The organism is Collinsella tanakaei (genome assembly GCF_016900375.1).
Taxonomy (GTDB): domain Bacteria; phylum Actinomycetota; class Coriobacteriia; order Coriobacteriales; family Coriobacteriaceae; genus Collinsella.
This window is the reverse complement of the sequence record NZ_JACJKB010000015.1, coordinates 38504-59298: the sequence shown is the minus strand read 5'-3', so window position 1 is coordinate 59298 and position 20795 is coordinate 38504. Positions and strand designations below refer to the sequence as shown.

The following is a 20795-nucleotide window of genomic DNA, read 5'->3' as shown; positions in this document are numbered from 1 at the left end:
TGGTACTGCGGGGGAAGCCCGTGGGAGAGCAGGGCGCCGCTGACCGGTGGACGGCGTTTCATCGCGGGGAGGGCCCCGGGGGAGCGATCCCCCGGGGCCCTTTCCCCTTTTCGGCCGCGTGAAAGTTCGGGACCTGTCCCCAAACTTTCATTCTGCGGGTACAATAGCGCCTATGTTTACTGCATTTGTTATTGGAAATATCGCGTCGGGAAAATCGTGTGCCACGAAGTATCTCGAACGGCGCGGGGCAATTCGAATCGATTTGGATGAGTTCGCCAAGGAGCTCTATGTTCCTGGCTCAACTCTTGTGATGGAGCTCGCCGATCGATTCGGATTCGAGATTCTCAATCCTGACGGGGGAATCGACTCGCATGCCTTGGCGCGCCAGGCGTTTGCTACCCCGCAGGATGCCGATGATCTCAACGCGATCGTCCACCCCGTGCTTATCGAGCAGCTTGCGTTTCGATTGCTTCCGCCCTTGTGCTGCACCGTCACGGTACCTGATCCGGAGCTCACGGTCGTGGAGGTTTCCGTCGCGGCTGCTTTTACCGATGCGTTCGGACTTGCCGATGAGATTCTTGCCATCAGCGCGCCGATAGACGTTCGGCGTGAGCGTGCTGTGGCGCGCGGAATGGACCCCGCAGCCTTTGACGAGCGCGCGCTATGCCAGCCTTCTGAATCTGAACTATGCGCTCTTGCTGATGTCGTTATTGACAATACTGCCGGAGATGATAGTCTTTTTAGCTCTCTTGATCGATGGCTCGAAAGCCATGGTCTTCTGACATCTTCGGAGGTACTCTCATGACTCGACGCCCACGTCTTCTTGCGTGGTATCGGGTGATTCCCGTTGCGCTGGTCCTGCTGTTCGGTTGCGCTTCGTGGGCATATGCCTATGCGCCCGCTCAGCTCTTCCAGCTGTTCTATCCGCTTCGCTATGAGGAGGACATCTTGTCCTCCGCAACCGAGTTCGGGCTCGATCCATATCTCGTGGCGGCGGTCATCGAGACCGAGTCCGGCTTCGATCCCTCTGCGCACTCAGACAGCGGGGCTTGCGGCCTTATGCAGCTCATGCCCGATACCGCGTGGGATATGGTTCACAAGGGCTATGTCTCTTCTGACGAGGTGGATCCCGATAACCTGTACGATCCTTCTACGAATATCAGGATCGGCTGCGCGTATCTTTCGTATCTGATCTCGTATTTCAACGGCGCGACCGATCATGCGATCGCCGCCTATAACGCCGGCATGGGCAATGTCGATTCGTGGACAGATGGCGGGCAGGACCTCGCGGATTCGATTACGTTCCCCGAGACCCAGTCCTATCTTGTTCGCGTCAAGACGGCTCATGAGCGATATCGGGAGCTTTATCCAGATAGCTTCATGTAAATCCGCAACGTTCGTACGTGATGGAGGTTGCCATGGCTGATTTCGAGGTCGAGCGCGTCGGAGGCGAGCTCAAGCGGTTCGGCGTGGCCGGTGAAGACGCCGCATTCGAGGTCGTGGCGCCGTATGAGCCTTCGGGCGATCAGCCGCAGGCTATCGAGTCCCTTGTGCACGGCATCGAGGCAGGGGACCGTTATCAGGTCCTTCTGGGCGTCACGGGTTCGGGAAAGACGTTCACGATGGCTAAGACCATCGAGGCGCTCGGCAAGCCGACGCTCGTCATGGCTCCTAACAAGACGCTCGCTGCCCAGCTCGCCAGCGAGCTCAAGGAGTTCTTTCCCCATAATGCCGTCGTGTACTTCGTTTCGTACTACGACTACTATCAGCCCGAAGCCTATGTGCCGGCGAGCGACACCTATATCGAGAAGGACTCCTCCATCAATGAGGAAGTCGAGATGCTGCGCCATCAGGCGACCGCATCGCTGCTCTCGCGCCGCGACGTGATCGTCGTTGCCTCGGTGTCGTGCATCTACGGCATCGGCAGCCCCGAGGATTACGCCGGCCTTGCCCCGAATGTCGATAAGACGGTCCCGCTCGAGCGCGACGACTTCATCCATGCGCTCATCGACATCCAGTACGACCGCAACGACTACGATCTTGCACGCGGCACCTTCCGTGTGCGCGGCGACGTGGTGGATGTCTATCCTCCCTATGCCGAGCATCCGCTTCGCTTCGAGTTCTTCGGCGACGAGGTCGAGCTCATCGCCGAGATCGACGAGGTGACGGGCGAGCTGCTCCGCGAGTACGATGCCATCCCCGTGTGGCCGGCGTCCCATTACGTGACCGAGAAGCCGAAGGTGACGCAGGCGCTCAAGACCATCGAGGAGGAATGCGAGCAGCGCGTGGCCGAGCTCAAGGCCGAGGACAAGCTGCTCGAGGCGCAGCGTCTGCAGCAGCGCACCGATTACGACCTCGAGATGCTCGAGACGATGGGCTTCTGCACGGGCATCGAGAACTATTCGCGCCATCTGGATGGCAGAAAGCCCGGAGAACCCCCGTTCACGCTTATCGACTACTTCCCGAAAGACATGCTCTGCATCATCGACGAGAGCCATGTCACGGTCCCTCAGATCCGCGGCATGCACGAGGGCGACCGCTCGCGCAAGGTGACGCTTGTGGAGCACGGTTTCCGCCTGCCCTCGGCGCTCGACAACCGTCCGCTGCGTTTCGATGAGTTCGAGGCCCGCATTCCCCAGTTCATCTACGTGAGCGCGACGCCGGGCGATTACGAGCTTCGCGTGAGCCAGAACAACGTCGAGCAGATCATCCGTCCCACGGGCCTGCTCGATCCCAAGATCGACGTGCGTCCGGTTCGCGGGCAGATCGACGACCTGCTGGACGAGATCCGCGTGCGCACGGCGCGCAAGGAACGCGTGCTCGTGACGACGCTCACGAAGCGTATGGCGGAGGACCTGACGGACCACCTGCTCGACGCAGGCATCAAGGTCAACTACATGCATTCCGACACGGCTACCCTCGACCGCGTCGAGATCCTGCGCGATCTGCGCCAGGGCAAGATCGACGTGCTGGTGGGCATCAACCTGCTGCGCGAGGGCCTGGATCTGCCCGAGGTCTCGCTCGTCGCGATCCTCGACGCCGACAAGGAGGGCTTCCTGCGCAACAGGCGCTCCCTCATCCAGACGATCGGCCGTGCGGCGCGTAACGCCGACGGCGAGGTCATCATGTACGCCGACACCATCACCGACTCCATGCGCGAGGCGATCGACGAGACGAACCGCCGCCGCGGTATCCAGATGGCCTACAACGAGGAGCACGGCATCGAGCCGAAGACCGTGCGCAAGGCGATCAACGACATCTCGAGCTTTATCGCCGAGGCGACGGAGACGGTGGGGAAGAAGGATCGCAGCCGCGGCGACTCGCTCGGCCATGGCGCGTTCTTCACGCCGGCAGGAAGCGAGGCGGCCGGAGCCGAAGCCGCCGAGGAAGAAAGCACGGGAGAGCGCCTTGCTGCGGAGCTGGCATCGCTGCCTTCCGAGGAGGTCGCGCGCATCATCGCCACGATGGAGGAGGACATGCGCAGCGCGTCGGAGGCCATGGACTTCGAGGAGGCTGCTCGCCTGCGCGATGCGCTCGTTCACCTCAAGGCGATCGTGGAAGGCGGAACCGAGCAGGAGGTCATCGAGCGCCTGCGTAAGGATGCGCGGCGCGGCTCGAAATTCGGTGGCGGCCGCAAGCGCCAGGGGGCGCGTTTCAAGCACTGATGCGCGCTCGCCTACGCGGCAGAAGCTTCCCTGAGTCAGCTGGTCGTTCAAGGGCGAATGCGGTGCTATAATCACTGCGGCATGGTATGGATTTCACTTCGATGGAATCTGCCCGATAGATTCGTGTCGGCTAAGGGGGAGCAATGAGAAAGCAGACGCGTGCAAAGCTCGATTGCCTGAAGGAGCAGCTGCTGCTGGTGAAGTGGAACCTGGTCATCATGGCCGTGTTCTGCTTCGGCATGGCCGCGTACAACTACGTGACGCCTTCGTGGGGCGGTCTGGGCATGTTCATGATCACGCCGCATGACGGCCTGGCGGGCATCCTCTCGATGCTCCCGTGGTGCGCGATCGTCCTCGGTGTCCTGACGGGCATCGCGTCGTTCGTGTCTCGCAGCGGATGGGTGCTTTCGTGGGTCGAGGTGCTCATGAGTCTCTTCATGTTCGTCTTCGGCTTCTGGGAGCTGTTCTTCCCCTACGACATCAGCGTGTATTCGCAGACCTGGGCGTTCGTGGGTATCTTCCTCGCGTTCTTCGTGATGTTCATCGCGCTGCACATGGATCGCGTCGACGCGGGCCACTGGTTCGTGGAGCTGTGCGTCGCCGCCGCCACGTGGATCGTGTCGTTCATCAACATCATGAACTTCGCAGGCGAGGGCGCCGCGCAGGGTCTGACGTCGCTCACGCTCTTCATCGCCGCATGGGGCTTCGTGTATGGTGCCGTGGCGCTTCATGGTGTCGGCTCCATCGACGAGTCCATCTGGGCGCCTATCCGCGCGTTGCGCAAGAAGGATAAGGGCGCTGCCGTCGCATAGCGGCAACAAGGCGTTTTGGCTTGCATGTCGAGGCGGGACTTCGGTCCCGCCTTTTTTCTTGTCGATCTGCCACGCCGGAAGGACTGTTCCCGGCATCGACCCAGGTTAGCTTGAAAGGCTGTCGATGAGCGCCTGGGCGCAGCGGATGCCATCGGTCGCCGCGCTCATGATGCCACCGGCGTATCCCGCACCCTCGCCGCAGGGGAAGAGACCCGGCGCGCCGAGCGCGGTGCAGGAGCGGTCGCGCACGACGGTAACGGGCGAGCTCGAGCGCGATTCCACGCCGGTGAGGACCGCCTCCGGGTCGTCGTAGCCGCGCAGCTTGCGACCGAGAGCGGGGATGCCGGCGCGGAGCGTTTCGATGATATGGGAGGGCAGCGCCTGGTCGAGAGCGGTCCAGGTGACTCCAAGGGGATAGGTGGGCTCGATGCGGCCCCCGGCGGTGCTGGGGCGGCCGGAGAGGAAATCTCCCACGAGCTGAGCGGGCGCGCGGTAGTTACCGCCACCGAGCTCGAATGCGCGTTGCTCGCAACGCCGTTGGAGGTCGATGCCGGCAAGCGGATCGGCGCCTAGCAGGTCGTCGGGGTTCACGTTGACCAGCAGGGCGGCGTTGGCGTTTCGGCCGGCGCGCGCATAGAGGCTCGCCCCGTTGACGACCACGCCGCCTTCTTCGCTTGCCGCGGCCACGACCTCGCCGCCGGGGCACATGCAGAAGGTGAAGACGTTGCGGCCGTTCGGCAGATGGGTGACGAGCTTGTACGGGGCGGCGCCGAGCGCAGGATGCCCGGCGGCAGATCCGTATTGCGCACGATCGATATCTGCCTGCAGGTGCTCGATGCGCACGCCCATGGCGAAGGTCTTGCGTTCGACGGAGAAGCCGCGATCGCAGAGAAGGCGGAAAACGTCGCGAGCCGAATGGCCGCAGGCGAGCACAAGATGGGTGACGGGGATGCGCTCTGACGACGCGTGGGCTCCTTGGCTGCGTCGCTCGACATGAATGGCGACGGGCGATCCCTGATCGGATCGCTCGATATCCACGAGCTTGCAGCCGAAGCGGACCTCGCCGCCAAGCTGCTCGATGCGGCGCACGATGTGGGTGACAACGGTGGGAAGGATGTCGGAGCCGACGTGCGGCTTTGCATCCCAGAGGATGTCGCGCGGGGCGCCAGCGTCGACCATCGTCTTCAGGATGAGCCGATGCGCGGGATTTTTCGTTCCGGTATTGAGCTTACCGTCGGAAAAGGTGCCCGCGCCGCCAAGCCCGAACTGGATATTGCTCTCCGGGTCGAGTATGCGGGTTCGGCAGAAGCGCTCAATCGTCTCGGTGCGCGTGGCTGCGTCGTCTCCGCGTTCGATAAGGAGGGGCGCCAGGCCCGCTTCCGCCAACGTGAGCGCACAGAACAGGCCGGCGCAGCCCGCACCGACCACGACCGGCCGCTTGGCGGGGCGCAGCGAGGCGTGCAGGGGTGCCGGGAAGCTCGTCGGTTCGTCGTCGACCGGGCGAACGTGCGCGGCGTCGCGCGATGGGACGCGGGCAAGGGCCGTGCGCTCGGCCTGCTCGCTGCGGAGCCGGAGACGTGCGCTCAGAACGAAGTGCACGTCGCGCTTCTTCCGCGCATCGACCGATTTGCGATGGAGCTCGATGTGCGCGATGTCGGAGGGCTTGCATCCGAGCACGCGTCGCGCCGCCTGGCGGCAGGCATCTAGGCATCCCTCTTCGGTGGCTCCGTTGTCGAGCGTGACGGGAATCTGGCTGATCTCGAGCATGATGGGCCTTTCAGTGCGTGGTGCTTCCCAAGGTTGCCGCCCTGATGCCCGAGAGCCATGCCCAGGCAAGGTTGAATCCGCCGCAGTCGGCGTCCATATCGAGCGCCTCCCCGCAGATGGAGAGCGCGGGTGCGATGTCGGGCTTGATCGCGAGCGAGGGCAGCTCGACGGCGTCAAAGGGGATGCCGCCGCGGCGCACCTGCGCGCTTGCGTGCTCGGTGGTGCCGCTCACTTCGAAGGCGAGGTGCTTGGCGAGATGCGCGTACGTGCCGCAGGTGTGGCCGATCGGTTCGGCGAGGGTGGCGATATGCGCGTCAAGGCTGCTGTCGAGCACCCCGCAAAACCAGGTGCCGGCCATCCGCGCGGGATTGCCGAAGACGGCGGCGCGCGCCTCGAAAAGCTCGGTGAGCTCATCTTCGCCATAGGCGGGGAACAGATCGACCTCCACGATATCGCCGGCGGAGCAGCGCCGCGAGAGGTCGAACACGACGATGCCCGAGATGCCATACGAGCGGAAGAGGACCTCGCCGTCCTCGCTCCACATGGTCGCACCGTTGCGAATAAGGGAAAGCCGGCAGTCGACGCGCAAGCCGTCGAGCTGCTCGAGCGCGAAGGGGCGCAAGGGAACGTGGCGGTCGTCTGGGGGCTGACAGGCCACAGGGCACAGCACGGGCTTCTCGGGGATATGCGGCAGGTGGAACAGCACGGCCATGCGCTCCGACGCGCCGCCGCAGGCGATGACGACGCGGCGGGCCGAGAGGGTCTCGCTTACGCGTTCCGCACGGCGAAGCTCTTTGCGCTGTGCGCGGATGAGCGCCTTGAAATCGTGGGGCTTTTTCGGCATCGGTAGGGGCTTGGCAGGTTTTGAGACCTCAAGATGCCAGATGCCCTCGCCGGCATCGTACGTCGCGCGCTCGACCTCGGCGCAGGTAAGTGTTTGGGCGCCGGCGCGAAGCGCCGCTATGAGCAGGACCTCGCGCACGGAGTCGGCGCGCTTGCTGTAAGGGTACAGGCGCCCGTCGATCTCGCAGGTCATAAGGCCGAGCGAATCGAAAAACGCTGCGAGCTCCGCTTCCGGATGCTCACCCATGACGGCGCGCACGATGTCGGGATGGCGGTAGCGCGCGGGGTCGAGGTCCGTATTGGACAGGTTGCAGCGCCCGTTTCCGGTCGCCAGGATGGGCAGGCCGATCTCGACGTCGCGCTCGATGATGACGACGCTTCTTCCCGTGCGCGCTGCAGAAACGGCGGCGGCGAGCCCTGAGGCGCCGCCGCCGATGATCGCTACGTCGTATGTGGGGCGACTGGTCACTTACGCCTGGTCCTCGGCATCGTCGCCCTCATGAGGCTCGACGGCCTTAGCGGCTGCGAGAGCCAGGGGCAGGGTGCCTGCCTGAAGCTCCGTCTCGATCGTGCCGGCATCGCAGGCGGCGGCGAGCGCCGGGTCGATGGGCAAGCGGTCGAGGACGTTCAGGTGATAGGTCTCGGCGACCTGGTCGAGCTTGCTCGCGCCGAAGATCTCGATGGAGCGACCGCAGTCGGGGCACTGCACGTAGCTCATGTTCTCGACGATGCCGAGGATGGGTACGTTCATCTTGTCGGCCATGTTCACGGCCTTGGCGACGATCATCGACACCAGGTCCTGTGGGCTCGTGACGACGACGATGCCATCGACCGGCAGCGATTGGAACACGGTGAGCGCGACGTCGCCGGTGCCCGGGGGCATGTCGACGAGCAGATAGTCGAGCGGGCCCCAAGATGTATCGCTCCAGAACTGCTTGATGGCGCCGGCGATGACCGGGCCGCGCCAGAGCACAGGGTCAGTCTCGTTTTGCAGCAGCAGGTTGGACGACATCACCTTGATGCCGGTCGCGGAGATCTCGGGGAGCAGCAGCTTGCCCAACCCGTGCGCGCGGCGGTCGCCCATGCCGAACATGCGGGGGATGGAGGGGCCGGTGATGTCGGCATCCAGGATGCCGACCTTCGCGCCGCCGCGGGCGAGCTCAACGGCGAGCGAGCCGGTGACGAGCGACTTGCCGACGCCGCCCTTGCCGGAAAGCACGGCGATGACGCGCTTGACCTCGGAAAGGTTGTTCTCCTCGAACTGCATCGGGGCGGTCTGGCCGCCGGCGGCCTGTGCGTGTTCACAAGAGGCCATGGGAAGTCCTTTCGGGATTTGCGCCCAGCGGCATGCGCGACGGGCGCCGCGGCTGGGCATCGATGGTTGACACGGCTTCATTGTACCCATCTGATGAAAGTTCGGGGACAGGCCCCAAACTTTCATCGGGCGCATGCGCTGCGGCGTCGGTTCTTGTACTAGCAGGTGGCGCCGCCCACCACGTTCTTGTTGAGGATGGCCTCCTTGTCGATGGGGGCCGAGAGCAGCTTGTCCTGCACGTAGTCGAATCCCAGGCGCGCCAGGGTGTCGGCGAAGCGCTCACCGGAGATACCCTCGTCGCGGAAGAACAGGATGGCGCGCTCGACGACGTCCATGACCTCGTCCTCGGTGGTGAAGATCTTGTCCAGTGCCTGGCCGTGGGCGGTCTTCTTGCCCCAGCGCCCGCCGATGTAGACCTTGTAGCCCACAAGGCTCTCGCTCACCGCATCGAATGGGCAGGAGCCGATGCAGCGGCCGCAGTGGTTGCAGAGCTCCTCGGCGATGGTGATCTTGCCGTCCGGGCCCACCTGCGCGTCGCCCATGGGGCAGGCCTTCACGACCTGGCAGACCTTGCAGGCGCGGCACTTGTCGAGATCGATCTGCGGCACGCGCTGGCCCACGATGCCCAGGTCGTTGAGGTCGGGCTTGACGCACATGTTGGGGCAGCCGCCGACGGCGATCTTGAACTTGTGCGGCAGCTCGACGCCGTGGTAGCCCACGTAGAAGCGCTGGTGCAGCTTCTCGGAGAGGCCGAAGGTGTCGATGAGGCCGTACTGGCAGGTGGTGCCCTTGCAGCTCACCACGGGGCGCACCTTGGAGCCGGTGCCGCCGGCGTCGAGGCCCGCGTCCTGCAGGAAGGCGATGCACGCGTCGATGTTGTCGTACTTCACGCCCTGAATCTCGAGCGTCAGGCGCGTGGTCATGGTGACCTCACCGGAGCCGAACCGCTCGGCGGCGTCGGCCACGGTCTTCTGCTCGGCGCTCGTCAGCTTGCCGTTGCGGGTGATGACGCGGATGTTGAACACGTCGTCGCAGCGCTTGTCCTGAAGGCACCCCAGGCCCTTCAGGCGCTTGATCTCGGCGGCTGGCAGCTTTTTGCCCGCCGGACGCGGCACCTTGACCTCGTTGAAGGTCATGCCGCCCTCGAGCACGCGCGTGTTGGTGTAGCCGGCGGCCTTCAGGCGGTTCTGCATGAAGTAGCCGCGCTTGCCCTTGGCGCACACAAGCAGGAGCTTCTCATCCTTGGCGTGGCCGGGGAGCTCGCCTACGACCTTCGCGAGGTCGACCCATTCGGCGCCGGGGATGGTGGGGGCGGGTAGGGCATCGATGACGGTGTAGTCCTTCGCCTCGCCGGCGGCGTACTGGGCGGGCGTGAAGGTCTCGAGGGCACCCGCGAGCTTGTTCTCGAGGATGTAGGCGGCCGTCACGACCGGGTGGATCGCCGTCGAGAACGGCGGCGCGTAGGCGAAGTCCATGAGGTCGAGGTCCTCGACCTTAAGCTTGCTGTAGAGCGCCTCGACGATAACGTCAACAACCTTGTCCACGGCACCCGCTCCGAGCACCTGGACGCCCAGCAGGCGGTGGCTGGCGCGGTCGGCGATGAGCTTGATGAAGAAGCTCGACGAGCCGGGGTAGTAATGCGCCTTGTCGTCGAGGACGGCGACGATGGACGCGGGGTCGAGGCCCTCCGCACGGGCTGCAGCCTCGGTGAGACCGGTGCGGCCGCCGTTCAGCGTGGGCAGCAGGCGCACCACGCCGGTGCCGAGGACGCCCGGGTACGCGGTGGGCGTTCCGGTGAGGGTGCGGGCGAGCGCGCGGCCGGCGATGTTCGCCGTCGAGCCCATGGGGCTCCAGGCCGGCTTGCCGGTGATGGCGTTGCGGACCATGGCGCAGTCGCCGGCGGCGTAGACGTCTGCGAGATTCGTGGCGCAGAACTCATCGGTGTCGATAGTGCCCTTCGTCAGGGCGATGCCCGAGCCCTCGAGCCAAGCCGTGTTGGGCTGGATGCCGATGGCGACCACGACGATGTCGGCGGGGATGGTTCCGGTCGCCGTCTGCACGCCCTCGGCGCGCTCGGTGCCAGCGATGCCCGTCAACGAGGTGCCGGTGAGCACGCGCATGCCGGCGGCCTTGAGCTGGCGGCGCGCGAAGTCGGCCATCTCGGGGTCGAAGACGCCGGGCAGGATCTGGGGCATGGCGTCGATGACGGTGACCTGCAGGCCCTGGGCGAGCAGGTTCTCGGCGACCTCGAGGCCGATGAAGCCCGCGCCGCAGACGACGGCGCGGCGGCAGGAGGCATCCTTCTGGTAGGAGCGGATGGCGGTGGCGTCATCCGGCGTGCGCAGGCAGAAGACGCCGGGAAGGTCGATGCCCTCCACGTTCGGCACGAAGGGCGACGCCCCCGTGGCGATGACGAGCTTGTCGTAGGTCTCGGCGCGCTCGGAGCCGTCTTCGGAGCGGACGGTCACGGTCTTCGCCGCGGCGTCGAGCGCGATTGCCTCCTGCCCGGTTTGGACCTCGACGCCGGTGAGGCCGGCGTAGGCCGCGGGGGTGTTGACGATGAGCTCCTCGCGGGTCTCGATATCGCCACCCACGTAATAGGGAAGGCCGCAGCCGGCATACGAGATGTCGTGGCTCTTCGAGATCACCAGCACGTCTGCAGTGCGGTCGCAGCGCTTGATCTTCGCTGCCGCCTTGGTGCCGGCGGCGACGCCTCCGACGATAAGGTACTTCATGCGCATATCCCCTCTCTTGCATGGGACGCGGTCGCGTCCTGTGCGGGCGTATGCATCCATGATAGGCCTTTCAGAGAGCATATCCCCGCCTCGAGGTGGGGAGCGTGCGGCGGGGAAGCGCAGGCGGGGCGGGCGGCCTTAGACGGCCTTCTCCATGATGTAGTCGTCCATGATGAATCCGCTGCCGATGTCCGTCTCGACGGCGTCGATGGTCTCGAAGCCCTTGGCGACATAGGCGCGGATGCCGAGCTCGTTGTGCTTGTTGACCGTGAGGTACATGGCGCGAAGGCCGCGCGTGCGGCAGAGGTCCTCGTAAAACGCGATGACGGCGCTGGCGAAGTGCTTGCCGCGCTCCGATGCCAGCAGGTAGATCTTGCTCACGAAGAACCGGTTCGTCTCGGGCTCCACATGGCCGCCCGTATAACCCACGATGCGCCCGTCGTCCGCGGCGCGCACGAACCAGTATTCGTAGCCGTGCTCGGCCATGTCGCGCTCGATGGCGGGCAGGCTCTGGAAGTGCTCGATCATGTACTCGGTCTGCGCCGCGCCGATCGTCGCCGGCCAGTATTCGCGCCAGATCGCGCCGGCAAGCTCTGCAAGCTGCTGCACCTGCTCGGGTGTGGCGACCGCCTCGAAGGATGCCGCGCCGAACGTTGGCAGATTGTTGCGCTGCTCCATGGGTATCTCCTCTGCTGTCTTCGGGTAACGAGATGCAGTTTACGCCGACTCGTCCCCGTGCGCGCGGGCGGGGATCGGCGGCAATCGGCCCGAAATGAGCCGGCGTCCCGGCTGCACGCCCGATGCCTGCCCGCAGCGCGGCGACGGTATCATAAGGGCAACGGTTGTGCGGAGATTGCGGAGTGAAGGGCACGGGCGGATGATGCGAGGATTGCTGGTCACAGCATACGGGACATCGCGCGACGAGGCGCGTCGATGCTTCGTGGAGCCCTTGGTATCGGCCGTCGTCTCGGCGTTTCGCGCCGATGCCGGCAACGCCGGCGCCCCGGTGCGCGAGGCCTATACGAGCGCACGCGCCCGAAGTGCGCTTGCCGAGCGCGGGGAATGCGTGCTCGATCCCGCCTCTGCCCTCGAGGAGCTGTGGGACGCGGGAGTCCGCGACGTTACGGTCGTCTCGACGCATCTCGTGGATGGCACCGCCTACGCTGGGCTTCGGAGAGCCGTGACGGCGAAGGCGCCCCTGTTCGATACCGTGCGGCTTTCGGCGCCCCTCCTGTCGTCGGCGTCCGATGCCCACGTGCTCGCCCGGGCCATCGACGCGCACCTGCCCCTTGAGCCCGGCTGTCCAATCGTGCTGGTGGGCCACGGAGCTTCCGGGGTGGGGCAGCTCGCCTACCTGGCTCTGCAGGGTGCGCTCGATGCGCTCGGACGCTCCGATATCCACATCGGGCTGCTGCGTGGAGAGCCGCCGTTCGACAAGGTGATCCGCGTTGTCGAGGCGCACTCGAAGGCCGGGTGCGAGCTTCTGCTCGCACCGCTCATGATCGCCTCTGCCGGCCATGCCGAGCGCGATATCCTAGGCGTTGGGAGCGCGAGCTGGCGCAGCAGGTTCGAGGCGGCGGGATACGCCGTCCGCACGGTTGCCATGGGGCTCGGTGCGTGGCCCGAGGTGCAGCGGCTCGCCGCCTCGCATCTCGAGAATGCGCAGGTCGTCGAGTGCGGCGTGCCCGCCTTGCCGATGACGCGGAACGAGCACGCGCGGTTCCCGCTGTTCGTCGACCTTTCGGGAGCGCGATGCCTCGTGGTGGGCTGCGGCAAGGTGGGGGAGCGCCGCGCCCGCGCCCTCGCGCGCTTCGATGCGATGGTGTCCGTTATCGATCCGCAGGCCGAAGACCTCGAAGGCGAGGGAATCACGGTGTGCCGGCGCGCCTACGCTGCCGGTGACGAGGCGGGGTGCGCCCTTGTGGTGGCCGCGACGGATAACCGTGCGGTCAACCATATGGTCGCCGAGCGCTGCCGAAGGCTTCGTATCCCGGTGTCGGTGGCGGATGCCCCGCAGGAATGCACCTTTTTCTTCCCCGCGCTCTGCGAGGGCGAGCAGCTCGTTGCCGGCGTGGCGTCGCGCGCGGGCGACGCGGCGGGGCATGCGCTTGTTGCCCGGGCGGCTGCCGCGATCCGCCGTGAGCTCCTGTAGGATTCGCGCCTAGCGGATGTTGCGGGCGAAGTTCAGGTACTGGATGCTGCGCAGGTCGTCGACGAGCGAGGCGTAGGGGCTGTTCGCCTCCAGCTCGTAGCACAGGCCGTCGGCGCCGCGGTAGCCGTTTGCGCTGATGGACGTGATCTGCGAGCGGCTGGCAAGCAGCGCCTTCTGGTAGTCGCTCAGCGGAGCGCCGATCAGGTACATCATCTGCGCCGCGAGCTCGTTGGCGCTGAGCTCGGCCTGCAGGCTCACCTGGTCGTTGCCGGCGACGTCGTAGTTCGCCCAGACGAAATAGGTCGATTCGAACAGGCGCCACTGGTGGGTGAGGGTGTCCTCGCCCGGATGGAGCGTATCGTTCAGGGCCGTCGTGAAATTGGGCTGGTGGTCGCCGAAGAACACGAGGACGATGGGGCGGTCGAGACCGCGCAGCTGCTCGATGAACCACGAGAGGTCGCTGTCGGACGCCTCGATGCAGGCGAGATAGGTGTTGAGCTGGCTGAGCAGCGTCTGGTCGCCGACGCCTTCAGGAGCGTAGGACGTCATGTCGCCCTCGGGAACGGAGCCGGCGTCGTAGCCGCTATGGTTCTGCATGGTGACGTCGAAGACGAACTGCGGGTTGCCGTCCTCAGCCAGAAGCTCGAGAACCTTCTCGTAGGTCGCGCGGTCGGTCGCGCCGGAGTGGTAGCGGGGCGCATCTGCGAACTCATCCTTCGAGATGAAGTCCTCGAAGCCGAGCTGACGGTAAACGAGCGAGCGGTTCCAGTTGTTGGGCGGCATGGGGTGGATGGCCCGCGCGCGGTAGCCGGCGGCGGCGAGCTGCTTGGGCAGGCTGTCCACATCGGAGAAGTTATAGAGCTGATAGGGGTACTTGCCGTTGCCGACGAAGGCGATCGAGTTGTCCGTGAGGAACTCGAACTCCGTGTTGGCGGTGCCGCCGCCGTTGGTCGACACCATGAGCGTGCCGCGCTGCAGGGTATCGCCCAGCGAGTTGTAGAACGACGGGCCGTTGTAGCCGGCGTTGCGCAGCCCCTCGTACACGGAGAGGTCGGAGAAGCTCTCGTTCATGATGGCGATAACGGTGGGCTGGACCTCGGCGAACTGCTGCTCGGCGGCAACGCGCTCGGGAGAGGTGGCCAGGGTCGCGTCGTACTGGGCGACGAGTTCGGCCTGGGAGTCGGTTGCCGCCTCGTCGCTGTAGTCCTCGGGCTCGGGGATGGGGAGGTCCTGAGCCACGGCGATGAACGAGGGGATGAAGCCGGTCGCCTGGTAGGTGGAGATGGGCCACCAGCGGTCGTAGGTGAACTCGAGCGCCTCCTCGATGCGCACGCCGTTGTAGGCCGATGCGAGCGCGACGACGATGGCGCCTCCGCAGCAGAGGTTGGCGGCCACGCCGATGGCCCCGCGCCGCGCATCGCGCGGGCGGCCGGGCCACACGAAGGAGAGCAGGGCGAGCGCCACGCAGGCGGCGATGATCGATTCCGTGACCGCAGCGTCGATCTGGTAGGTGTACCCGCCGCTCACGGCGGCCGCGGTCTCGAGGGCGAGCAGGTCGCTCGGCAGGATGGCGGCGGACTTGAACTGCTCGATGAAGTACTGGGCGACGCCGAACCCGCAGCAGGTGAGGACGACCAGCGCCGGGAGCACGCCGGAGCGCTGGCCGAAGAAGTACAGGGCGAGCATGACGGCGAATACGAGGAAGACCGCCGTGCCGAAGTAGAGGATGGGGATGCTCGCGTACGAGGCGTTCCAGGCGCGCTCGAGCGACCAGACCGACAGCACGGAGGCGGCGGCGAGGATGCCGACGTCGCGGACGGGGCGCATCACCCGGCCGCTGGCCGGGTCGAGCTGGTCGAGCCACGTCACGATATAGGTGCGCGCGAGCGTGAGCGCGCCGAGCGCCTCGACCGCCAGCGAGAAGATGACGAGCAGGGTCGGCTCGAAGATGCACATCTCCGCGGAGCACATCCACGCCATGCCCGCGAGCATCGCGATGAAGGGCACGGGCCACAGGATGGCGCCCGGCGTGACGCGGCGCCCCTCGCGGCGCGTGTGGACGATCATCGCGATGGTGAACACGACGAGGGCGATCGCCGCGGCAAGGGGGATGATGGCGAATGTCAGGGGAAGGATTTCGGTCATGGGGCTCTTTACCATACGTTTACAGATAAATAAAGAATCCCACGACCCACCTGCGCAGTCAAATGCGGCACATATCGAACAAGGATTGGATATCCCGTGGCGCGCTTGCAGACGAACACGTGTCCGTTCTGTTTGGGGTTAGACTTGGTCGACAGCATGCATACCGCTGGCATAACCGAAAGGGCACCCATGTCAGATTCCTCTATCGTCATCCGCGGTGCGCGCGAGCACAACCTGCGCGACATCGACGTCGAGATTCCGCGCGACAAGCTCGTCGTGATCACCGGCCTGTCGGGTTCGGGCAAGTCGAGCCTCGCCTTCGACACGATCTACGCCGAGGGTCAGCGCCGCTACGTGGAGAGCCTGTCCAGCTACGCCCGCCAGTTCCTGGGCCAGATGGACAAGCCGGACCTCGATTCGATCGACGGCCTGTCGCCGGCCGTGTCCATCGACCAGAAGACGACGAGCAAGAATCCGCGCTCCACGGTGGGTACGGTCACCGAGATCTACGACTACCTGCGCCTGCTCTTTGCGCGCGTGGGCACGCCGCACTGCCCCGAGTGCGGCCGCGTGATCGAGCGCCAGACGACCGACCAGGTTGCCGACAAGATCATGGAGGCGGGTGCGGGGCGGCGCGCCCTCGTGCTCGCGCCGGTGGTTTCCGACCGCAAGGGCGAGTTCGCCAAGCTCCTCGACGACCTGCGCCGCGAGGGCTTCTCGCGTGTCCGCATCGACGGCGATGTCCGCAGCTTGGACGATCCCATCGAGCTCGATAAGAAGTTCCGCCACACCATCGAGGTCGTGGTGGACCGCATCGTCATCCGCGAGGGCAGTGTGGGCCGTATCGCCGAGGCGGTCGAGCAGGCCACCAAACTCGCGCATGGCCGTGTCGCCGTCTACCTGCTGCCCGACCGCGACGCGCCCGAGGGCACGCCGGGCGATGTGCTGACGTACTCGCTCGCCCTCGCCTGCCCCGAGCACGGCCACTCCATCGACGACCTCCAGCCGCGCGACTTCTCGTTCAACGCGCCCTATGGCGCCTGCCCCGAGTGCGACGGTCTGGGCTTCAAGAAGGTTGTGGATGCCGAAGCGCTCATCGAGGATCCGAACCTCTCCATCGACGAGGGCGTGTTCGGCAGCTTCTTCGGCAAGTCCAACTACTATCCCCAGATCTTCCGTGCGCTCGCCAAGCACCTCAAGGTCGATCCCGCCACGCCCTGGAAAGACCTTCCCGCGCGCGTGAAGAAGATCTTCCTCGACGGCCTGGGCGACAAGAAGATGCGCGTCGACTACCACACGCAGGATGGCCGCGACACGCATTGGTTCACGAAGTACTCCGGCGTGCGCAACATCCTGTACGAACGCTATATCGAGACGACGAACGAGAACACCAAGGCGCGCCTCGAGCGCTACATCCGCGAGGAGCCCTGCCGCGCTTGCCATGGTGCCCGCTTGCGCCCCGAGATGCTGGCCGTCACGGTGGGGGACAAGTCCATCTACGACGTGTGCTGCATGAGCTGCCGCGAGTCCCTCGAGTTCTTCGGGGCGCTCGAGCTCACCGAGCGCCAGCAGTTCATCGGCGGCCGCATCGTCAAGGAGATCATGGAGCGCCTGCGCTTCCTGGTGGATGTGGGCCTGGACTACCTCACGCTCGACCGCGCCTCGGCCACGCTCTCGGGCGGCGAGGCACAGCGCATCCGCCTGGCCACGCAGATCGGCGCGGGCCTCATGGGCGTGCTCTATATTCTCGACGAGCCCTCCATCGGCCTGCACCAGCGCGACAACGAGCGCCTTATTGCCACGCTCGAGCGCCTGCGCGACCTCGGCAACACGGTCATCGTGGTCGAGCACGACGAGGACACCATCCGCGCGGCCGACTTCGTGGTCGACATGGGCCCCGGTGCGGGCGAGAACGGCGGCGAGGTCGTGTGTGCCGGCGCGCCGGACGACATCATGGCCTGTCCGGCATCGCTGACCGGCCAGTACCTCACGGGCAAGCGCATGGTGCGCCTGCCCGACGAGCGCCGCAAGCCCGGGCGCGGCGCGCTCGTGGTGCGCGGGGCGAAGGCCAACAACCTCAAGAACGTGACGGCAAAGATCGAGTTCGGCACCTTTACCGTGGTGACGGGCGTGTCGGGCTCGGGCAAGTCGAGTCTGGTCACCGATACGATCGCGCCGGCGCTCACCAACGCCATCCACCATTCGGCGCGCCCCGTGGGGCCGTATCGCGCCATTGAGGGCATCGAGGAGATCGATAAGGTCATCGATATCGACCAGTCGCCCATCGGCCGCACGCCGCGCTCGAACCCGGCGACCTACATCGGCCTGTGGGACGACCTGCGCGCGCTGTTCGCGAGCGTGCCCGAGTCCAAGGCGCGCGGCTACTCGCCCGGCCGCTTCTCGTTCAACGTGCCGGGAGGACGCTGCGAGGCGTGCAAGGGCGACGGCCAGATCAAGATCGAGATGCACTTCCTTCCCGATATCTACGTTCCCTGTGAGGTCTGCGGGGGCAAGCGATACAACCGCGAGACGCTCGAGGTGCTCTATCGCGGCAAGTCCATCTCGGACGTGCTCGATATGTCCGTAACCGAGGCGCTCGCCTTCTTCGGGAACATCCCGCAGATCAAGCGTAAGCTGCAGACCCTCTACGACGTGGGCCTGGGCTACGTGCGCCTGGGCCAGCCGGCCACGACGCTTTCGGGAGGCGAGGCGCAGCGCGTGAAGCTCGCCAAGGAGCTTCACCGCAAGCAGACCGGCCGCACGTTCTATATTCTCGACGAGCCCACGACGGGCCTGCACTTCGAGGACGTCCGCCAGCTCATCGACGTGCTGCAGCGCCTGGTGGACGCCGGCAACACCGTGCTCGTCATCGAGCACAACCTCGATGTCATCAAGGTCGCCGACCGCATCATCGACCTCGGTCCCGAGGGCGGTAACGGCGGCGGCACCATCGTGGTGTCGGGCACGCCCGAGCAGGTGGCTGCCTGCAAGGAGAGCTATACGGGCAGGTTCCTGGGGCCCATCCTGGAGCGCGACCGCGCCCGCCAGGCGGGGCAGATGGCGTAGCGCATCCCCTCGACATATGTTTGCTACCGATACGGGACCGTCCTCTTCGGGCGGCCCCGTATTTTGGAAAAGCACGTTCGAATTCGACAAGACGGACACCGTCGGGTAAGCCGCTCGTGAGCAAATCCATACCTCTCGACGACCGTTGCGGTCGGTTTCCGCGAAGCGGGAAGAAGCATGCGAACAGGGTGTCCGCAATGTCCGAAGAGGACTAAACCCGCAGGTAACATGCGGCACAGACAACATGAGATCGCCTCCCTTTAAGCTCAGGTTGAAGCTTAAAGACCTATGGAGGGGGGATGAATCGGTTGGGTTCGAACGACGCGGGCTGTTAGAATGGCTCTACCTTTGATCTCCCGCAGAGCGGGACGAAGACCGATACGAGCGCTCCGCCTCGCGGCGCGCACCGTTAGGAGATGTAATCTATGGCGCACTTCAAACGTAGCCTCTTCGCCATCCCCACGTTGGGACTCGGCCTCGCGCTCACCGCGGGCCTCTGCCCCGCGCCGGCCCTGGCAGAGACCTCGGCCGAGCTCCAGCAGCAGCTCGACAGCGTGTCGGAGCAGCTGTACTCCCTGTATTCCCAGGCTGAGCAGGCCGGCAACGACCTCGCCACCGTCACCTCCAACCTGAACGACACCAACGCCCAGATCGAGCAGACCACGGCTCAGATCGCCGAGGAGGAGGTCCAGCTCGCCGCCTACCAGGAGGAGCTGGGCGATCTGGTGAGCTCCCAGTACAAGTCGGGCGGCAGCGCGAGTATCGTCTCGGTGCTGCTCAACTCCGGCAGCTTCACCAACCTCATCTCGAACCTGCACTACGCCGATAAGGCCGCTCAGCACAAGCAGAGCGTCATCACGAACGCCCGTGAGCTCAAGGAGTCGCTCGAGGAGAACCGCAAGGCCCTCGAGGAGCAGAAGACCCAGCAGGAGCAGCTCGTCGCCGACCAGCAGGTCAAGACCGAGGCCGCCATGGCAGCCGCGAACGAGGCCCAAAGCTACTACGACCAGCTCTCCGATGAGCTGAAGGCGCAGATCGCCGCCGAGGAGGAGGCTGCCCGCGCAGCCGCCGAGGCCCGCGCCGCCGAGCTCGCTGCCCAGCAGGCCGCCCAGGCCGAGCAGGAGCAGCAGGGCGAGCAGGGCGAGACGACCACCGAGAACGGCGGTTCCGAGTCGACCGACGAGCAGGCGCCCGCCGAGGACACCAGCACCGGCTCCGACGAGGCCGACGAGCCGTCTTCCGACTCCGGCAGCGACTACGACGACAGCTATGAGGACGACTACGAGGACGATTCCGATTCCGGCTCCGGTTCCGGCGGCAGCATCACCCCGAGCGGCCCGACGTCGAGCGCCAGCAACCTGGTCGCCCGCGCCCAGTCGGTGATCGGCTCCGGCTATTCCTACACCGGCTACAACTGGACCGGCTCGACCAGCACCTCTTGGTTCACGTGCTCCGGCCTGATCGACTACGCGCTCGGTCTCGGCCCCTGGTCCAACAGCCCCGAGTCGCTCTACGGCAAGGTCGCCTATATCACGACCGATGTGAGCCAGCTGCAGTACGGCGACCTGGTGTTCTTCGCCACCGGTGGCCGTTGGTGCGGCCACGTGGGCATCTACATCGGCGGTGGAGAGATGATCGACTCCATCCCGGGTTCGGGCGTCGGTTACCGTACGCTCGACTACATCGGCGGCTTCATCGGCGGTGGCCCGATCGTCTAGTCCGTCGACGTGCGGAAGTGATTTCAGCGGCCCCGGAGCGTAACGCTCCGGGGCCGTATGCTATGCAGGGAGGATAGCCATGGCCCGCAAGGAGAAGGTGCAGAAGACGAATGCCATGCGCGAGCTCGAGCGCGCGGGCGTTTCGTTCGAGGTCCTGACCTACGAGGTCGACGAAAGCGACCTGTCGGGCATCCATGTGTCCGAGCAGCTGGGGGAGGATCCCGGTCAGGGCTTCAAGACGCTGGTGACGCAGGCGCCCGACGGCAGCCACGTCGTGTGCTGCATCCCCGTTGCGGAGGAGCTCGATCTCAAGGCGGCAGCCCGCGCCGCGGGCTGTAAGTCGTTGGCGATGATGCACGTACGGGACCTGCTCCCCACGACGGGCTATGTGCGCGGCGGCTGCTCGCCGGTCGGGATGAAGAAGCGCTTCCCGACGCTCATCGATGGTCGTTGCATGCGCTATGAGCAGATTTTCATCTCGGGGGGCAAGCGCGGCATACAATTGAAGCTTGCCCCAGACGACCTCATCGCGCATACGGGCGCGACGGTCGCCTCCATCTGTGCAGAAAGGGCGTAA

General features: G+C 65.6%; 14 protein-coding genes. 8 read left to right on the top strand and 6 right to left on the bottom strand.

What is annotated here, in order from left to right:
* The first annotated feature begins 172 nt into the window (after nt 1–172).
* From coaE to H6A16_RS09115, 4 genes are all read left to right on the top strand, one after another.
* On the top strand, nt 173–805 hold the full coding sequence (gene coaE / locus H6A16_RS09130; RefSeq protein ID WP_204618431.1) for a dephospho-CoA kinase: 633 nt from the start codon (nt 173–175) through the stop codon (nt 803–805).
* On the top strand, nt 802–1386 hold the full coding sequence (locus H6A16_RS09125) for a lytic transglycosylase domain-containing protein (protein WP_204618429.1): 585 nt from the start codon (nt 802–804) through the stop codon (nt 1384–1386). The genes coaE and H6A16_RS09125 overlap by 4 nt, the downstream gene beginning before the upstream one ends.
* A 32-nt stretch (nt 1387–1418) precedes the next feature.
* Nucleotides 1419–3665 (top strand): excinuclease ABC subunit UvrB, encoded by a 2247-nt coding sequence (uvrB, locus tag H6A16_RS09120; protein WP_204618427.1) that lies wholly within the window; start codon nt 1419–1421, stop codon nt 3663–3665.
* 143 nt (nt 3666–3808) lie between these two features.
* Nucleotides 3809–4477 (top strand): hypothetical protein, encoded by a 669-nt coding sequence (locus tag H6A16_RS09115; RefSeq protein ID WP_204618425.1) that lies wholly within the window; start codon nt 3809–3811, stop codon nt 4475–4477.
* Between the two features lie 105 nt (nt 4478–4582).
* Here H6A16_RS09115 and H6A16_RS09110 read toward each other — a convergent pair whose 3' ends face one another.
* The 5 genes from H6A16_RS09110 to H6A16_RS09090 form a co-directional block, all read right to left on the bottom strand.
* Nucleotides 4583–6244 carry an FAD-dependent protein gene (locus H6A16_RS09110; protein WP_204618423.1) on the bottom strand — a complete coding sequence of 554 codons (1662 nt, stop codon included), beginning with the start codon at nt 6242–6244 and terminating at the stop codon, nt 4583–4585.
* Between the two features lie 10 nt (nt 6245–6254).
* Nucleotides 6255–7556: an NAD(P)/FAD-dependent oxidoreductase gene (locus H6A16_RS09105; protein WP_204618420.1), complete on the bottom strand. Its 1302-nt coding sequence runs from the start codon at nt 7554–7556 to the stop codon at nt 6255–6257.
* The gene (locus H6A16_RS09100; protein WP_204618418.1) at nt 7557–8402 is read right to left on the bottom strand and encodes a P-loop NTPase; all 846 of its coding nucleotides are present in this window, start codon (nt 8400–8402) and stop codon (nt 7557–7559) included.
* Nucleotides 8403–8560: 158 nt separating this feature from the next.
* Entirely contained in the window at nt 8561–11137 is a 2577-nt protein-coding gene (locus H6A16_RS09095) for an FAD-dependent oxidoreductase (RefSeq protein WP_204618416.1), read from the bottom strand.
* 138 nt (nt 11138–11275) lie between these two features.
* On the bottom strand, nt 11276–11815 hold the full coding sequence (locus tag H6A16_RS09090; protein WP_204618414.1) for a GNAT family N-acetyltransferase: 540 nt from the start codon (nt 11813–11815) through the stop codon (nt 11276–11278).
* A gap of 199 nt (nt 11816–12014) precedes the next feature.
* Between H6A16_RS09090 and H6A16_RS09085 the strand changes: the two genes are divergently transcribed.
* Nucleotides 12015–13289, top strand: coding sequence for a sirohydrochlorin cobaltochelatase (locus tag H6A16_RS09085; protein WP_204618412.1), 1275 nt, complete (start codon nt 12015–12017; stop codon nt 13287–13289).
* A 9-nt stretch (nt 13290–13298) separates the two neighbouring features.
* On the opposite strand, the gene H6A16_RS09080 is transcribed toward H6A16_RS09085, so the two are convergent.
* Nucleotides 13299–15434, bottom strand: coding sequence for an LTA synthase family protein (locus H6A16_RS09080; protein WP_204618410.1), 2136 nt, complete (start codon nt 15432–15434; stop codon nt 13299–13301).
* A 189-nt stretch (nt 15435–15623) separates the two neighbouring features.
* Between H6A16_RS09080 and uvrA the strand changes: the two genes are divergently transcribed.
* The 3 genes from uvrA to ybaK all read left to right on the top strand — a co-directional run bounded on the left by uvrA (nt 15624) and on the right by ybaK (nt 20795).
* Complete coding sequence (gene uvrA / locus H6A16_RS09075; RefSeq protein WP_204618408.1) at nt 15624–18500, top strand: excinuclease ABC subunit UvrA; 2877 nt, start codon at nt 15624–15626, stop codon at nt 18498–18500.
* A gap of 425 nt (nt 18501–18925) precedes the next feature.
* Nucleotides 18926–20218 carry an NlpC/P60 family protein gene (locus tag H6A16_RS09070; RefSeq protein ID WP_204618406.1) on the top strand — a complete coding sequence of 431 codons (1293 nt, stop codon included), beginning with the start codon at nt 18926–18928 and terminating at the stop codon, nt 20216–20218.
* A gap of 79 nt (nt 20219–20297) precedes the next feature.
* Nucleotides 20298–20795: a Cys-tRNA(Pro) deacylase gene (gene ybaK / locus H6A16_RS09065; protein ID WP_204618404.1), complete on the top strand. Its 498-nt coding sequence runs from the start codon at nt 20298–20300 to the stop codon at nt 20793–20795.

Coding starts and splice junctions, on each gene's coding strand:
- coaE (WP_204618431.1), top strand. CDS start 173: ATGTTTACTGCATTTGTTATTGGAAATATCGCGTCGGGAAAATCGTGT.
- H6A16_RS09125 (WP_204618429.1), top strand. CDS start 802: ATGACTCGACGCCCACGTCTTCTTGCGTGGTATCGGGTGATTCCCGTT.
- uvrB (WP_204618427.1), top strand. CDS start 1,419: ATGGCTGATTTCGAGGTCGAGCGCGTCGGAGGCGAGCTCAAGCGGTTC.
- H6A16_RS09115 (WP_204618425.1), top strand. CDS start 3,809: ATGAGAAAGCAGACGCGTGCAAAGCTCGATTGCCTGAAGGAGCAGCTG.
- H6A16_RS09110 (WP_204618423.1), bottom strand. CDS start 6,244: ATGCTCGAGATCAGCCAGATTCCCGTCACGCTCGACAACGGAGCCACC.
- H6A16_RS09100 (WP_204618418.1), bottom strand. CDS start 8,402: ATGGCCTCTTGTGAACACGCACAGGCCGCCGGCGGCCAGACCGCCCCG.
- H6A16_RS09095 (WP_204618416.1), bottom strand. CDS start 11,137: ATGAAGTACCTTATCGTCGGAGGCGTCGCCGCCGGCACCAAGGCGGCA.
- H6A16_RS09090 (WP_204618414.1), bottom strand. CDS start 11,815: ATGGAGCAGCGCAACAATCTGCCAACGTTCGGCGCGGCATCCTTCGAG.
- H6A16_RS09085 (WP_204618412.1), top strand. CDS start 12,015: ATGATGCGAGGATTGCTGGTCACAGCATACGGGACATCGCGCGACGAG.
- H6A16_RS09080 (WP_204618410.1), bottom strand. CDS start 15,434: ATGACCGAAATCCTTCCCCTGACATTCGCCATCATCCCCCTTGCCGCG.
- uvrA (WP_204618408.1), top strand. CDS start 15,624: ATGTCAGATTCCTCTATCGTCATCCGCGGTGCGCGCGAGCACAACCTG.
- H6A16_RS09070 (WP_204618406.1), top strand. CDS start 18,926: ATGGCGCACTTCAAACGTAGCCTCTTCGCCATCCCCACGTTGGGACTC.
- ybaK (WP_204618404.1), top strand. CDS start 20,298: ATGGCCCGCAAGGAGAAGGTGCAGAAGACGAATGCCATGCGCGAGCTC.